The organism is Planococcus versutus (assembly GCF_001186155.3).
In the GTDB taxonomy this organism is placed as follows: Bacteria; Bacillota; Bacilli; order Bacillales_A; family Planococcaceae; genus Planococcus; species Planococcus versutus.
In genome coordinates, this window is the sequence record NZ_CP016540.2 from 2,931,356 (window position 1) to 2,945,762 (window position 14,407).

Genomic DNA, 14,407 nt, shown 5'->3' on the forward strand with positions numbered 1-14,407 from the left:
GTTCAAAATTTCAGGTTCCTCTATTATTGCACGGATTAAAAGATTTTGCAGTTAAACGATTAGTAAGTTATATCTCTCTCAGTAAAAACCATATTAATGATTTATTTGTCGGAAACTTAAATAAAAAACTTCCCAATGAATAAAATAATAAGTCAAAAAAAAGCCATGGCGTTTTTATACAAACGCGCATAGCTATATTTTTGTTAATATAACAAATCTATTTCCCAAATGTTGAGCTATCCGAAGACGAATCCTCTTTTTTCGACGAATCCTTTGATAATTCCTTGTCCAATGAGTCGGTATATTCAGTACTTCCACCAAATCGCTTATTGTCAGCAGAAGAAGTACCCGTTGCACTTGAACCGCTAAAAGTAGAATCATCAGCTTTTGATGTGTCTTTCGATACATCTTTTTTTAGCGACTCGCTATATTCCGTTGCTCCACCAAATGGACCACCAGTTGGCTTATCTGTATTGGGAGAAACATTGCTAGTAGACGTTGTTTTGGATTTTTCTGAAGTTGAATGGCTGGCTGTATCTGTATTTCCACCTACATCTTGCTGAAATTTTTTATTGGCTTTGTCCAATGTGTCTTTTTCTTTGTTCATCATATCTTGCTGAGCATCAATTGCCGTTTTCACTTTTTCTACCGCTTTATTGACAGTTGGTTTTACTTTATCGACCATCCCGCCAGACTGTTCATTCAAGCGATCGAGTCCTTTTTTAATATTCGCTTTCATATCTTCCTTGCTCTTTTGTGAAGTTCCGCTTGTTTGTGTTTTTTGTTGCGTCATTGCTGCACCAATTACTGCACCAAGACCAATCAATACTAATTTACCAAACATACCACCTGAAGAATTTCTAGCCATGCGAATCTCTCCTCTACATAGTTTTATAAATCATGGTATATAAAGTATTGACTAAATTGCTTATTTTTAAACATTTCCATTTCTATAAAAACTGACAAGAGCCTGTATATATTGCCTGTCTAAAGCTTTTAGCTAAGATAACATCTTCACATAATTGACTTGCATGCAGACAGCGCAAATCCAGCAGGTAGTAAAGCAATTACTGCAATTTTTTATTGGCAATAGGTATGTGTCTCTATGTTGGACAAACAAAAAACCTCGTTTATACGGGGTCTTTTCTAAAGCTACTGATTCAGTTGTTTACAGCATCAAAAGAATGAATGGCTTGTAAAAATGCGTGGCCATATTTCTCAAGCTTGTTGGCACCAACTCCATTAACTTCTAAAAACTCTTCTTCATTTTGAGGTCTTCTAGAAACCATATCTTGCAGCGTCTTATCTGAAAAAATAACAAAAGGTGGCACACCAGCTTCGTCAGCTAGTTTTTTGCGAACCACTCGCAATTCTTCAAACAAAGGATCGTTCGAAGCAATGCGCTTCGTTATCACTGCACCTTTTCGCAGCACCTGCCGCTTGCCAAGCAAGACGTCTCTACCGCCGTCAGGCACATAAATTGTCGGAAACGATCCTTGTTCAACAGCCAATAATTCTTGAGAAATCATAAATTCGATTAAATTTGAAACTTCTTTCGCATTTTGATGTTGCAAGATGCCGTATGTCGACAGTTTATTAAATCCAAAATCTAGTACTTTTTTATTGCGTGATCCTGTTAATACTTGTGCCGTCATTACTTTTCCAAATTTTTGACCCATGCGAATCACACACGACAAAACCATTTGAACATCTTTCGTGACATCTAAGCTTTCACGGTCATCTACACAATTTCCGCAATGTCCACATGGCCCCGCCGTGCTATCTCCAAAATAATGAATGATAAACTGCTGCAAGCAATTTTCTGTATGACAATAATCGACCATTCCTTGCAATTTGAAAAGCTCTCCCGGAATTCGACTGGGATCTTGTGCTTGATCGATTAAGAACCGTTGTGTTTGAACATCCTGCGACGCATAAAGCACAATGCACTCACTCGGCAAACCATCTCGTCCTGCACGTCCTGCTTCTTGATAATAGCTCTCCATGTTTTTAGGAAGCTGGTAATGAATCACAAAGCGGATATTCGATTTGTCAATGCCCATACCAAATGCATTGGTCGCAACCATCACGGTCACTTCATCATTTAGAAAACGCTCTTGTCCACTTTTTCTTTCGTGGTCTGGCATACCAGCATGGTATTTTGCTGCTTTAATGCCTTTTTTAAGCAACATTTCATACACTGAATCTACAGTTTTGCGCGTTGCTGCGTAAATAATACCTGCTTCATTGTCATTTTTCGCTACGTATTCCTTTACAAACCGTTCACGGTCTTGACCACGCACCACTGAAAATGTTAGATTCGGTCGCTCGAAACCCGTCATGATGGTGTGTTGTTCTTCAATATTTAAAATTCGGCATATGTCTTCACGTACTTGTGGTGTGGCTGTTGCAGTTAACGCTAACACGGTTGGATTGTTTGGAAATAACTCTGTCATCCGACTAATTAATCGGTAACTCGGACGAAAATCATGTCCCCATTGCGAAATACAATGCGCTTCGTCTACCGCAATCAACGGAACGTAAACACCTTGCAATTCATTCAAAAACATTTCCGAATCCAATCGTTCTGGTGCGATATAGAGTAGTTTAATGGCGCCGCGTTGAACGTCCATTAACGTTTCTCGAACTTCGTCGAAACCAAGAGAACTATTTATATATGCAGCTGGAATACCCGCTGCTAAAAGTGCATCAACTTGGTCTTTCATCAATGAAATCAAAGGTGACACAACAATTGTGGTTCCTTCCATAACAAGCGCTGGAATTTGGTAACACATCGACTTGCCTCCGCCAGTTGGCATGACACAAATCGAATTATGGCCTTCAAACACTTGCGTGATGGCTTGTTCCTGGCCAACTCGAAATGATTCGTAACCAAAATGAGACTGCAGTAATTTTTTTGCGCTTTCTAACAAGATCAAACACTCCTAATACTCTTATCGTATGAGTTAGCTTACCATATTCCTGTGTCTTTTTCTGCGTTCACATCTTAGGAACACTAACAAAAAATGTCCATTCCTATTAAATAGGAATGGACATTTAGACTGGCTTATTGGCTATTAGGAAGTTGCTGTTCCGTAGCTACCCATACGTCGCTTAACTTGTATGAAAGATGCTGCTTCAGCAAGTTCGTGTTGATTTAACGGTTGATCGTCCAACATTAAATTATAGTCGTTTAAGAAACTTGTATTTTGCAAATCAACATTGATTGTTCGCTCATCACGATCTAACAAGCTATCTACTGAGATTTCAAAATAATCCGCAAGTCTTTCAAGATGTACTACGGAAACTTGTTTCTTCCCACTTTCATAAGCCCAAACCGTACTTTTGGCGAAGCCAATTTCCTCTGCCAGTTCTTCAGTAGATAATCTTTTGGCTTCTCTTAAGTCTTTGATTCGTTTGCTTAACTGTTTCATTTTGCATTCCTGCTCCCTAAATAATATTCTAACTATTTTAAATATACTGTACCTTGAGATTTTTCACAATCATTTTTGGTTATTATTTAAAGTAAATGTGAATAAAAAGTGAACTCCACCTATTATTTGATAATAATAGGTTTTAAGTAGGTATATTTACTTAACTAAATCAAAATAGGGTTATTTTTTGAAATAACAGGTAATTCTAATTTATAAACAAATAAAATAAGCATTTCTCATACTAAGCTTGAAAATTAAAAATAAATAAGTTCTATGAGCCCTTAGAAATTAAATATTGTATTTTTTACTAGAGCAGCCATAAGTATGTTAACTCCATTAAATACTTCTACATGCAGTTTGCAGAAAAATTTTGATTTCTAATCTATCTCGTTCTCATTTTATTTCAAACCGTCTGAATTTAATAACTATTTTAAAAAAACAATTTTTGATAAAGTGATTTAAACTCCTTCAAAATACTCTTTATAAATATATATTAAAAATAATTTTGATTTTTTTAATTAAAAAAAGTATTATGTTAGAATAAGCAAATGGAGGTTAAAGTTATGTCTGAAAAGTATACTCGGCAACAAGTAGTTGACAGTGTTCCTCAAAAAGGCTTTTTTGGTAATCCAAAAGGACTTTTTACTTTATTCTTTACAGAATTCTGGGAACGTTTTTCTTATTATGGAATGCGCGCCATTCTAGTTTTCTATATGTATTACGAAATTTCGGATGGCGGTCTTGGTCTTGACCAAACAACCGCTTTGTCCATCATGTCCATATACGGATCACTTGTTTACATGTCCGGAATTATTGGGGGCTGGTTAGCCGATAGGATATTTGGGACGTCAAAGGCCGTTTTTTATGGTGGAATTCTTATTATGCTCGGGCATATTGCCTTAGCAATACCTGGTAATTTAGCGTTATTCTTTGTTTCAATGGTTCTGATTGTTCTTGGTACCGGTTTATTAAAACCAAACGTATCGAGTGTTGTAGGCGAAATTTACGCAGACAATGATGATCGTCGCGATGCAGGATTCAGTATTTTCTATATGGGTATCAACATGGGTGGTTTCCTTGCCCCATTAATCGTTGGTACAGTTGGCATGAGAATCAGTTTTCACTTAGGATTCAGTATTGCAGCTGTCGGGATGTTTATTGGTTTAGTTATTTTCGTTTTAACGAAAAAGAAAAATCTTGGATTAGCGGGAACGATTGTACCCAATCCGCTATTGCCTTCTGAACGCAAGAAAACGATTCTTATTTTTAGTATTAGTACATTAATCATTGCCGCAGCCGTAGCTATTGGCATTCCAACAGGACTCTTAACTTTCGATAGCTTTGTCGCAATCGTCGGTATTTTTGGCATCATGATTCCAATCGCTTATTTCACTGTTATGTACCGCAGTAAGAAAACAACAGAAGTAGAGCGTTCACATTTACTAGCATACATTCCATTGTTCATTGCCTCAGTCATGTTCTGGGCTATCCAAGAACAAGGTTCAACCATTCTTGCAGCATACGCAGATAAACGAACAAACCTTGAATTTGCAGGCATTACAATTTCTCCTGCTTGGTTCCAATCGTTAAACCCATTATTCATCATCACGTTAGCTCCAGTATTTGCATGGTTATGGGTTAAGCTTGGAAACAAGCAACCGTCTATTCCGAAAAAATTCTCGCTTGGGTTATTATTTGCCGGATTGTCTTTCTTGGTTATTTTGCTACCGGTTTACTTTGGCGGACCAACAGCACTGGTCAATCCACTTTGGCTAGTACTTAGTTACTTTATCGTTGTATTAGGTGAGCTTTGTTTGTCGCCCGTTGGATTATCAGCAACTACGAAATTGGCACCTGCCGCTTTCTCAGCTCAAACAATGAGCCTGTGGTTCCTATCCAACGCAGCAGCTCAAGCTATCAATGCACAATTAGTTAAATTCTATACAGTCGAAAACGAAATGATGTACTTTGGTATCATCGGAGGAACGTCAATCGTTCTAAGTATTTTGCTATTCGTCTTCGCACCACGTATCCAAGGATTTATGAAAGGCGTCCGTTAATCTCTAGAAAAGCCTTATTCCTAGTCAGTTCTGACAGACGTAAGAAAAGCGGAAGCCGCTATCTAACCTAAAAAACGCCCGACAGTTTTTACTGTCGGGCGTTTTTCGATTCTTTCCATAAAGCATTTCTATCGCTCTACAATCATGCCCATTTGACGAGCAAACGCAATCGCTTGATCAGAAGACACTGTGCAGCCTTGAAGCTTGTCAATCGACACTTGGATGCTTTCGAATGTGTTCGAGCTTAAGTCAATGCCTTGGAGACTTGTTTGTGTAAAGTTGGTATCATTCATATCGCACATACAGAATTCACTAGCTTTGAGTTCCATCTCATAAAAGTCAGAAAACCGCATAGAAGAAGAAACAAAACTTACCGTGTTGCATAGAGAGAAACCGAATGTCGCGTAATTCAAGATGCACTCATCAAAAAGTGTATGGCGAATTCCTGCTTCAGTAAAATTAGCTCCCATTAATTTGGAGTTGCGAAATTCCGTACGATGAAAAACCGCACGGCTCAAATCGATATTCGACAAATCACAATTCAAAAAGAGTACATCCACGAATTCTGAGCGCGGCCAACTAATTTCAAGAAAGTTAACATTTTCAAATACTACACGGTCTATATGAAGAGCTTCTTCTGTACTAAAATCTATAGTTTCTTGTGTAATTTGACAATTGCTTATGTATTGGTCGTCTAATGCATCGACAAAAGAACGTGTTTCTAAATCCTTTGGAAGGATTGGTTCTAACCTTTTGTTTTTTTTCATAATACTGACTTCCTTTCATGAACATATAAAAGACCACTCCAGTATCAGAGCAGTCTTTTAGACATTTATTTATTTTTCACTAGCTCTTTATCTAAACATTTATCAATAATTTCAGGCAAGTCGATTCGATCTTCTGTCACTTCAACTTGGTATAATTTATTGTCATGCATGAATTTAAAGATCCCATTATCAAAGTCTGTGCCAATTTCTTTAAAGAAAATCCCTTCAAGCTGACAGCTTTTCGATTGCGTGAAATTGACTTTATAGCTATCGCCGTCTTTCATCAAGTAACAGCGTACGCCTTTTTCAAACTCGTCCCCTTCAACGCCTTTAACTGTGCGTGCCACCGAAACGACATGCAAGTCCACAAATGGAATTTCACGAAGCAGCATATTTAAGAAAGATCCTTTAGTGATTTCTTCCCATCTACTTTTCGCTGTTTGCCCAATAATGATTTGAGTTACATTGTGGTCATGTGCTACTTCAGCGATAACTTTTGCAGAGGGGCGTTTTTCATTATCACGAACAATAAACTCCTCAGCTCCGTATTCTTCAGCAAGCTCTTTCCATCGTTGCATATAGGAAACTTTGTCTGCATCAAATTCATCCACAGATTTCGAGTCTACTGTTAAAATATACAAAGGACAGTCCAACATGGTCGCCAATTTATTTCCCCGATGGATTAATCGTTCTCCATTTGGTCCGTAAAAAACACATACCAAAATGCTTTCATCCATGCGTCCTCTGATTTTTTTCATTTATGTTCACCCCCCTGAGAATATCATTCAGAACCTGATATTCAAAACTATGAAATTATACTTCCTCTACTAAAGAAAATCAAGAGTTTCAGTCCACAATCCACTAATTGAACTTCTTAACTTTTGTTTGATACTTGCGTGACAAATGAAAAGTCTGTTGATTTCCTGTATAATTTAATTTGATTGCTTTATGATCCTCAATCGACTAAGAGAGACGAAACTCTTCCCTTCATTATATACACGTTCACAAACTTATTCAGCCATAAGAGCTTATTTACTCTACTACAGGAGGTTTTGCTGTGTATCTTTTGATTTTAGCCATTTTAATCCCTTTTTTTGTTGCTGCGTTGATGCCGCTCATACATAAACGACTGGAACCATTTCATCTCGGTTGGTTCGTCTTACTCGTTCCACTTGTACTGTTCGCTTTGTTTGTTAGTCAAATCCCAGCTATTTCTAATGGCGACACATTGATCCAAACTATTCACTGGATTCCTTCAATAGGCATTAATTTCACTGCCTACTTGGACGGCCTCGGTTTAATTATGGCACTACTCATTACTGGCATGGGTAGTCTAGTTGTTCTTTACTCCATCTACTATTTATCACCATCTGATTCTTTTCCGCATTTTTACGCTTACCTATTGCTGTTTATGGGAGCAATGCTTGGCGTGGTCTTATCTGATAACCTCATTGTGTTGTATGTATTCTGGGAATTAACCAGTATTTCCTCTTTCCTATTGATTGCTTTTTGGTATCATCGTAAAAATTCACGGTACGGTGCTCAAAAATCGTTATTAATCACCGTTTTTGGCGGATTAGGTATGCTTGCTGGATTTTTAATGCTGCATGGCATAACAGGTACGTTTAGTATTCGTGAAATTATTGCCGTGATGGTCCAATATACTGATCATGGCTTGTTTTACCCCGCGATGTTCTTGATTTTACTCGGAGCATTTACAAAATCAGCGCAATTTCCTTTTCATATTTGGTTGCCGGATGCTATGGAAGCACCGACCCCGGTCAGTGCTTATTTGCACTCTGCAACAATGGTGAAAGCGGGTTTGTATTTAGTGGCTCGGTTTACCCCTATTTTCGGCGGCACCGCCTCTTGGTTTTGGACGGTTACGATTGTGGGGCTTATCACACTGTTCTGGGGAGCTTTTTGCGCAGTCCGACAAACCGATTTAAAAGCGCTTCTGGCGTATTCTACAATTAGCCAACTAGGCTTAATCATGAGTTTGCTCGGTCTCGGCTCAGCCGCTTTGCATTTTGGTGATGGTGAACAAGGTGCATTATACGGTTTAGCTATCTTTGCCGCTTTGTTTCATCTGGTCAATCATTCGACATTCAAAGGTGCACTTTTCATGGTCGTCGGCATTATCGATCACCAAGTGGGCACACGCGACATCCGAAGACTCGGTGGACTCATGGCCGCATTGCCCATTACCTTTACTTTTGCTGTAATTGGTAGCTTTTCAATGGCGGGTCTGCCATTTTTCAATGGGTTTTTAAGTAAAGAAATGTTCTTTGCTTCTACGGTAAATGCTGTGGGTCTGCCTCTATTTGGCGTGCCTACATGGGGCTTGCTGATTCCACTTATTGCTTGGATCGCTTCTGTCTTTACGTTTGTTTACTGTATGATTTTTGTGTTCCGAACGTTTTTTGGGACACCACAACTCAAAAAAGTCGACAGAAAACCTGTCGAGCCGACACTCGGCATGTTAATTTCTCCAGCGATTCTTTGCGTATTGATTATTGGCTTGTTTTTTGCTCCCAACTTATTGGGCGATCATTTATTAAAACCTGCATTACAAGGGATTATTCCCGACATTTCAGGCGCGGCTCCTCAAATTTCTGCTTGGCACGGTGTGAACATTGAATCGTTGATGACCTTCGGTATTATTGCTGTTGGAACTTTGTTGTTTTTATCATTACGCCGTTGGATCATCATTTACCGACTTCAACCTGCAGGATGGACATTTACCGCGTTTTACAATGCCTTTTTAAAAGGGTTAAAACAAACAGCCAATTGGACGACTACGCATTATATGACTGGTCACTTACCAGCTTATTTTTCTTATATCTTTTTGTTCTTCATAGTTGTTGCGGGAGGCACATTTGTTTATACAGACGCTTTAGCAATCGACTTTACAAACGATTCTCCGATCAGCTTATATGAAGCACTACTAACTGCTGTGATGGCTATTGCTGCCATTAGCATTTTGTTTACCAAGTCTCATCTTTCAGCCATTTTGTTAAATGGTGTATTAGGATTTTCAATCGCTATTTTCTTTGTGTTGTTCCGTGCACCTGACCTTGCCTTAACTCAATTGGTGATTGAAACAGTGACCACGGTCCTTTTCTTGCTATGCTTTCATTTTTTACCTGAATGGACAACTGAACGTTCTTCCAAACGAATCAAAGTCCGAAATGCCGTCATAGCCATTGGGGCTGGCGTGACTGTGACTTTAATCGGATTAACGGTTAATAGTGGACCATTATTCGATAGCATTTCTAGTTATTTTGAAAACTCCTATGAACTGACGGGTGGAGACAATATTGTGAACTCCATTTTAGGAGATTTTCGTGCATTTGATACGATGCTCGAATCGCTTGTGTTGTTCATTGCAGGTCTTGGCGTTTATACCTTGATCCGTTTAAAACTGGGAAAGGGGCCTGAAAAAGATGAACATCAATGACGTAATTTTAAAAACAGTCTCCAAAGCCGTTGTGTTAATCATTTTCACTTTCGGCATTTACTTATTTTTTTCTGGGCATAATCAGCCAGGTGGCGGATTTATTGGTGGATTGGTCATTGCTTCTGCATTTGTTTTAATGTTTTTATCTTATGACTCCGAAACCGTGAGCGATGCATTGCCTATTGATTTTAAAAAACTTTCTGCACTTGGCGTTTTACTCGCTATGATGAGTGGCGTGGCTCCTTTGTTTTTCGGCAAAGCATTTTTAAGTCAAAGTTTTGGCTATTTTGATTTGCCGATTTTCGGAAAAACCGAATTAGCAACTGTTACCATATTCGAAGCCGGCATCGCATTAACGGTTATAGGCGTTGTCGTGAACATAATTCTTAGTATAAGTGAGGATGAGTAGCCTGTGGAATCTATGATCATTGTTTTGGTCGGCGTCCTTACCACGGTCGCCATCTATCTAGTTTTATCCAAAAACGTGGTTCGCGTTATTTTAGGAACGGCGATTTTATCTCATGCAGTGCATTTGCTCATCTTGTCGATGGGAGATTTAAAAATAGGAACGGTTCCTCTTCTTGGTGAAGAGGCATCTACATATGTAGATGCCTTACCACAAGCTTTGATTTTGACAGCGATTGTCATTAGCTTTGCTGTGACTGCATTTATTCTCGTGCTTGCTTATCGAGCTTATCAAGAGCTAGGAACCGATGACTTAGGCGCTATGAGAGGTTCTCAAGATGAATAGCCTGTTAGTATTCCCTATGTTGTTGCCAATCATTGTCGGTGTGTTGTTGATCTTTCTTCGGACTTACGGGCGTCTCCAAGCATGGGTCAGTATCGGAGCAATGGTCATAACCACAAGCATTTCCGGTTTTCTGTTGCATCAAGTTCAAACGAACGGCATTATTCGTTTAGACTTTGGTGGCTGGGAACCACCTTTTGGTATTTTGTTTGTTGCCGATTCGTTTTCTGTGTTGCTCGTTTTAACAGCTAGTTTAATCACAGCGATTTGCTTAAGTTATGCATTAATTTCTACAAGCAAAGAACTTCAAACGATGTATTTTTATCCTACTGTCTTGTTTTTGATTGCTGGCGTTAACGGATCTTTTTTAACAGGTGATTTGTTCAATTTATTTGTCTGTTTTGAAGTGATGTTATTGTCGTCGTATGTCTTATTAACTTTAGGAAATTCCAAACGACAATTGAGAGAAGCCATCAAATACGTTTCGATTAATATTGTTTCGTCTTGGTTCTTTCTTGTCGCATTAGCTTTTCTGTATGGAACTCTCGGCACATTGAATATGGCGCATATGGCTGTGCGTGTAGCCGAAGTTGGTCAAACCCCTCTTTTAACCACAATTAGCATTGTGTTTTTAATCGTTTTCAGCTTAAAAGCGGGGTTGTTGCTGTATTTCTGGCTCCCAGGTTCTTATAGTTCTCCGCCAATCGTCACTTCAGCATTATTTGGGGCCTTGTTAACGAAAGTAGGAATTTACGCTCTTTTCCGAGTTTTTTCGCTCATTTTTTACCACCAACCGGAAGTTACTCATACCATTATTGGCGTGATGGCTGCATTAACGTTAATCGGCGGTAGTTTAGGCGCAATTGCCTTTAACGATATTCGCAGCATTGCAGCTTATAATGTGGTCATTGCGGTTGGGTTTATGCTTGTCGGCTTGGCGATTTCTACACCATCAGCCATTGAAGGCTCTATTTATTACGTCATTCACGATATGGTAGCAAAAGCTTTATTGTTTTTGGTCATCGGTACCATGGTCACATTAAGTGGAACTTCAAAAATGGCCGGAATGAGTGGGTTAATGAAAAACTACCCTCTACTTGGCTGGTCGTTCTTTATTACGATGCTTTCACTCGCGGGCATTCCACCGCTTAGTGGATTTATCGGCAAGATTCTATTATCAAGTGCAGCCATTGATAGTGGCTCATATGTATTATTAGCACTTGCCTTACTTTCAAGTTTATTCGTGCTTTACTCTTTGCTTCGGATCTTTAAAAACTGCTTTTGGGGTGAAACCATTGTCAGTAAAGAAGAGCAATTGCCTCTGCGCAGAGGCGTATTAATTCCTTGTTTAGTGTTGGTTGCGTTAACGATTGCTCTTGGGTTAGGCACTGAATACATGGCGCCTTATATTACAAACGCAGCTGAAACTCTACTAAATCCGGACATTTACGTTGATGCGGTATTGGGCAACATTCAGTAAATCCACTTTTTCTTGAAAGGAGTGACGTAGCATGCCCGCTCAGTTTTTATTAAATCTCACCATCGCCTTCTTATGGACGTTATTAATGGACGAGAACGCTTTTTATCTCTCGACCTTTTTAACAGGCTATTTAATTGGCATCGGAATTTTGTTTTTGATGCATCGCTTTTTTGGAACTAAGTTCTACTTATTGCGTGTCTACTCTACGATTAAACTATTGTTTATTTTTAATTCGGAATTATTTCAATCGAGTTTGCTTATTATGAAGCAAATATTAAGCCCAAAATTAGACATTAAGCCTGGAATTTTTACTTATGAACATAGCATGGAAGGCGATTACGAGTTGACCACGCTTGCTCTTTTGCTTACATTGACTCCAGGTTCTGTCGTGATGGAAGTTTCACCAGATGGCAGAACCTTCTACATCCACGCAATGGACGTCGAAAGTTCTCGTGACTCTGTATTAAAGTCGATTAAAGTGTTTGAAAAAGCGATTATGGAGGTGACGAGAAATTGATCGATACTATACTGACAATTGCCTTATCGTTGTTTATTTTAGCAATCATTCTCGCTTTGTACCGTATCATTTGGGGGCCTTCTATGCCCGATCGTGTAGTGGCACTGGATATGATTGGCGTAAATTTGATTTCAGGAGTTGCTGTATTTTCAGTCGTTCTCAATACACACGCTTTTCTCGAAGTCATTTTAATTGTAGGGATTTTAGCATTTATTAGCACGCTTGCGTTGGCACGGTTTGTGGAAAGGGGCGATATCGTTGAGCATAAACATGATCGGTGAATATGTGGGGGTTCTCCTTATTTTGATTGGGAGCATAATGGCGGTAATTAGCGCGATTGGCATTCTTCGTTTGCCCGATGTTTATACCCGTTCACACGCGGCTACGAAAAGTTCCACGTTAGCGGTGTTGTTGTCATTGTCCGGTACATTTATTTATTTTTGGGCATCTGAAAACTTTATCAGCGTGCGCATCTTACTCGGGATCACATTCGTTTTTTTAACTGCTCCCGTTTCAGGTCATTTAATTACACGAGCAGCTTACCGTTCAAATGTGAAACTGGCCAATGCTTCGACAGAAGACGCCTTAGCAAAATTGTTTAAAAACAAATAAAGAGTAACTTTATAAAAAGCATTGGGCGCGTATTCGTTCCTAATGCTTTTTCATCAAGGCTTTACGTTTTATCCCTTCGTAATTAGGGAATAAACGTATGAAACAATAGAACTAGTAGAAAGCAGGATGTTAAATGGCTGTAGAATTAAAAGAAAAAGGCCGCTTTGATGCCTTAAAGATTTTCAGTAAAGTGTCTGCAGCGTATGTGCTGACCTTATTAAAACCAAAGAAAAAAAGTAAAAAAATTGTATTAGTCGGGGGCAACCTCGGTGAAAAATACGAAGACAATGCAGCAGTTTATCATCAATATTTACTTGCTCATCACCCAGAACAAGTGACGGCTTATTGGATGTACGATCCAAAAACCTCCTATGCCAAAGATCAACAAATTAAAAACGCAGTACCTCTTGGTAGTTTTAAAAACTATCTTTTATTTTTTCAAGCAGACTATACATTTCATGGACATTCTCTTCTTTATGATATTGCACCTGCCGCTGATAAATTCTTATTTCTTAACCGAAAAACCATTATGACGCATATCAGTCATGGCATTGAAGGCTTTAAAAAAATTCTTATCCAAAAAGAAGACGTTCCGTTATTAAATCGAACCAATTACTTTAATTGTGCTTCTCAATACGAGTACAACTTAAAACGCGACGAATGGAAAATGCCTGAACACAAATTAATCATTACAGGTTTTCCTCGATTTGACCGATACGTTCCTCAGCAGGCGCCTTCAGAAGTTCAAAATATTTTAATGATGTTCACTTGGCGCGAGTGGCTTTTCGACTTAACGCAAGAAGAATTTATGAAAAGTCCTTATTTTAAAAACACGATAGGCTTGTTGCAGCATGAAGGGATTCAAAAACTATTAATGGATCACGACATTCACTTGAACATTGCACTACATCCTTTTATGAAAAAATTTGAACAGTTTTTCACCAACCTATCTTATGACGAAAACCGCATCACATTTCTAGATTTCAATAAACAAACCATCGCACAATCGATTGATCAAAACGACATGCTATTGACAGACATTACCAGTGTCTCGTGGGATTTTCTTTATTTAAATAAACCCATTATTTTTTATATGTTTGACCAGCAAGAGTATTTAGAAAAACGTGGATCTTATTTGAATATGGACACTGACCTGTCAGGGTATAAAGCCAATTCCATTGATCACGTTTATGATTATTTAAAGAAAATTAGTGAAGAAAAAATCACTTGGAACGAATGGTATCCAAAAGCGGCCGATTATATCGATTATTTTGACCAAGATAATTGCAAGCGGTTAACGAAACGCGTGATGAACCTTTAATCGTTCCA

Annotated in this window: 14 protein-coding genes; 9 read left to right on the forward strand and 5 right to left on the reverse strand. The window is 38.6% G+C overall.

What is annotated here, in order from left to right; genetic code table 11:
* Nucleotides 1-217 precede the first annotated feature (217 nt).
* The 3 genes from I858_RS14780 to I858_RS14790 all read right to left on the reverse strand — a co-directional run bounded on the left by I858_RS14780 (nt 218) and on the right by I858_RS14790 (nt 3,434).
* Nucleotides 218-868, reverse strand: a complete 651-nt coding sequence (locus I858_RS14780; protein WP_049693610.1) for a hypothetical protein — start codon at nt 866-868, stop codon at nt 218-220.
* 292 nt (nt 869-1,160) lie between these two features.
* Nucleotides 1,161-2,933, reverse strand: a complete 1,773-nt coding sequence (recQ, locus tag I858_RS14785) for a DNA helicase RecQ (RefSeq protein WP_049693611.1) — start codon at nt 2,931-2,933, stop codon at nt 1,161-1,163.
* Between the two features lie 144 nt (nt 2,934-3,077).
* On the reverse strand, nt 3,078-3,434 hold the full coding sequence (locus I858_RS14790; RefSeq protein ID WP_049693612.1) for a helix-turn-helix domain-containing protein: 357 nt from the start codon (nt 3,432-3,434) through the stop codon (nt 3,078-3,080).
* A gap of 563 nt (nt 3,435-3,997) precedes the next feature.
* On the opposite strand from I858_RS14790, the gene I858_RS14795 reads away from it, so the two are divergent.
* Entirely contained in the window at nt 3,998-5,494 is a 1,497-nt protein-coding gene (locus I858_RS14795) for a peptide MFS transporter (protein WP_049693613.1), read from the forward strand.
* Between the two features lie 128 nt (nt 5,495-5,622).
* Here the strand turns inward: I858_RS14795 and I858_RS14800 are convergent, their stop codons facing one another.
* Together I858_RS14800 and I858_RS14805 are read right to left on the reverse strand one after the other, a co-directional pair.
* Nucleotides 5,623-6,261, reverse strand: a complete 639-nt coding sequence (locus I858_RS14800; RefSeq protein WP_049693614.1) for a pentapeptide repeat-containing protein — start codon at nt 6,259-6,261, stop codon at nt 5,623-5,625.
* 65 nt (nt 6,262-6,326) lie between these two features.
* Nucleotides 6,327-7,019, reverse strand: a complete 693-nt coding sequence (locus I858_RS14805; protein WP_049693615.1) for a universal stress protein — start codon at nt 7,017-7,019, stop codon at nt 6,327-6,329.
* Between the two features lie 299 nt (nt 7,020-7,318).
* Here I858_RS14805 and I858_RS14810 point away from each other — a divergent pair, with 299 nt between their 5' ends.
* The 8 genes from I858_RS14810 (at nt 7,319) to I858_RS14845 (ending at nt 14,399) form a co-directional block, all read left to right on the forward strand.
* Nucleotides 7,319-9,721, forward strand: coding sequence for a Na+/H+ antiporter subunit A (locus tag I858_RS14810; RefSeq protein ID WP_071645372.1), 2,403 nt, complete (start codon nt 7,319-7,321; stop codon nt 9,719-9,721).
* Nucleotides 9,708-10,130 carry a Na(+)/H(+) antiporter subunit B gene (locus I858_RS14815; RefSeq protein WP_049693616.1) on the forward strand — a complete coding sequence of 141 codons (423 nt, stop codon included), beginning with the start codon at nt 9,708-9,710 and terminating at the stop codon, nt 10,128-10,130. The genes I858_RS14810 and I858_RS14815 overlap by 14 nt, the downstream gene beginning before the upstream one ends.
* A gap of 3 nt (nt 10,131-10,133) precedes the next feature.
* A complete protein-coding gene (locus tag I858_RS14820; RefSeq protein ID WP_049693617.1) occupies nt 10,134-10,472 on the forward strand; it encodes a Na(+)/H(+) antiporter subunit C in 339 nt (112 codons plus the stop codon).
* Entirely contained in the window at nt 10,465-11,949 is a 1,485-nt protein-coding gene (locus I858_RS14825; RefSeq protein ID WP_049693618.1) for a Na+/H+ antiporter subunit D, read from the forward strand. The genes I858_RS14820 and I858_RS14825 overlap by 8 nt, the downstream gene beginning before the upstream one ends.
* Nucleotides 11,950-11,980: 31 nt before the next feature.
* Nucleotides 11,981-12,466: a Na+/H+ antiporter subunit E gene (locus I858_RS14830; RefSeq protein WP_049693619.1), complete on the forward strand. Its 486-nt coding sequence runs from the start codon at nt 11,981-11,983 to the stop codon at nt 12,464-12,466.
* The gene (locus I858_RS14835) at nt 12,463-12,747 is read left to right on the forward strand and encodes a Na(+)/H(+) antiporter subunit F1 (protein ID WP_049693620.1); all 285 of its coding nucleotides are present in this window, start codon (nt 12,463-12,465) and stop codon (nt 12,745-12,747) included. Before I858_RS14830 ends, I858_RS14835 begins: the two co-directional genes overlap by 4 nt.
* On the forward strand, nt 12,725-13,078 hold the full coding sequence (locus I858_RS14840; RefSeq protein ID WP_049693621.1) for a Na+/H+ antiporter subunit G: 354 nt from the start codon (nt 12,725-12,727) through the stop codon (nt 13,076-13,078). Before I858_RS14835 ends, I858_RS14840 begins: the two co-directional genes overlap by 23 nt.
* A gap of 133 nt (nt 13,079-13,211) precedes the next feature.
* Nucleotides 13,212-14,399, forward strand: coding sequence for a CDP-glycerol--glycerophosphate glycerophosphotransferase (locus tag I858_RS14845; RefSeq protein WP_049693622.1), 1,188 nt, complete (start codon nt 13,212-13,214; stop codon nt 14,397-14,399).
* Nucleotides 14,400-14,407 lie beyond the last annotated feature (8 nt).

Coding starts and splice junctions, on each gene's coding strand:
- I858_RS14790 (WP_049693612.1), bottom strand. CDS start 3,434: ATGAAACAGTTAAGCAAACGAATCAAAGACTTAAGAGAAGCCAAAAGA.
- I858_RS14800 (WP_049693614.1), bottom strand. CDS start 6,261: ATGAAAAAAAACAAAAGGTTAGAACCAATCCTTCCAAAGGATTTAGAA.
- I858_RS14795 (WP_049693613.1), top strand. CDS start 3,998: ATGTCTGAAAAGTATACTCGGCAACAAGTAGTTGACAGTGTTCCTCAA.
- I858_RS14815 (WP_049693616.1), top strand. CDS start 9,708: ATGAACATCAATGACGTAATTTTAAAAACAGTCTCCAAAGCCGTTGTG.
- I858_RS14845 (WP_049693622.1), top strand. CDS start 13,212: ATGGCTGTAGAATTAAAAGAAAAAGGCCGCTTTGATGCCTTAAAGATT.
- I858_RS14780 (WP_049693610.1), bottom strand. CDS start 868: ATGGCTAGAAATTCTTCAGGTGGTATGTTTGGTAAATTAGTATTGATT.
- I858_RS14825 (WP_049693618.1), top strand. CDS start 10,465: ATGAATAGCCTGTTAGTATTCCCTATGTTGTTGCCAATCATTGTCGGT.
- I858_RS14805 (WP_049693615.1), bottom strand. CDS start 7,019: ATGAAAAAAATCAGAGGACGCATGGATGAAAGCATTTTGGTATGTGTT.
- I858_RS14830 (WP_049693619.1), top strand. CDS start 11,981: ATGCCCGCTCAGTTTTTATTAAATCTCACCATCGCCTTCTTATGGACG.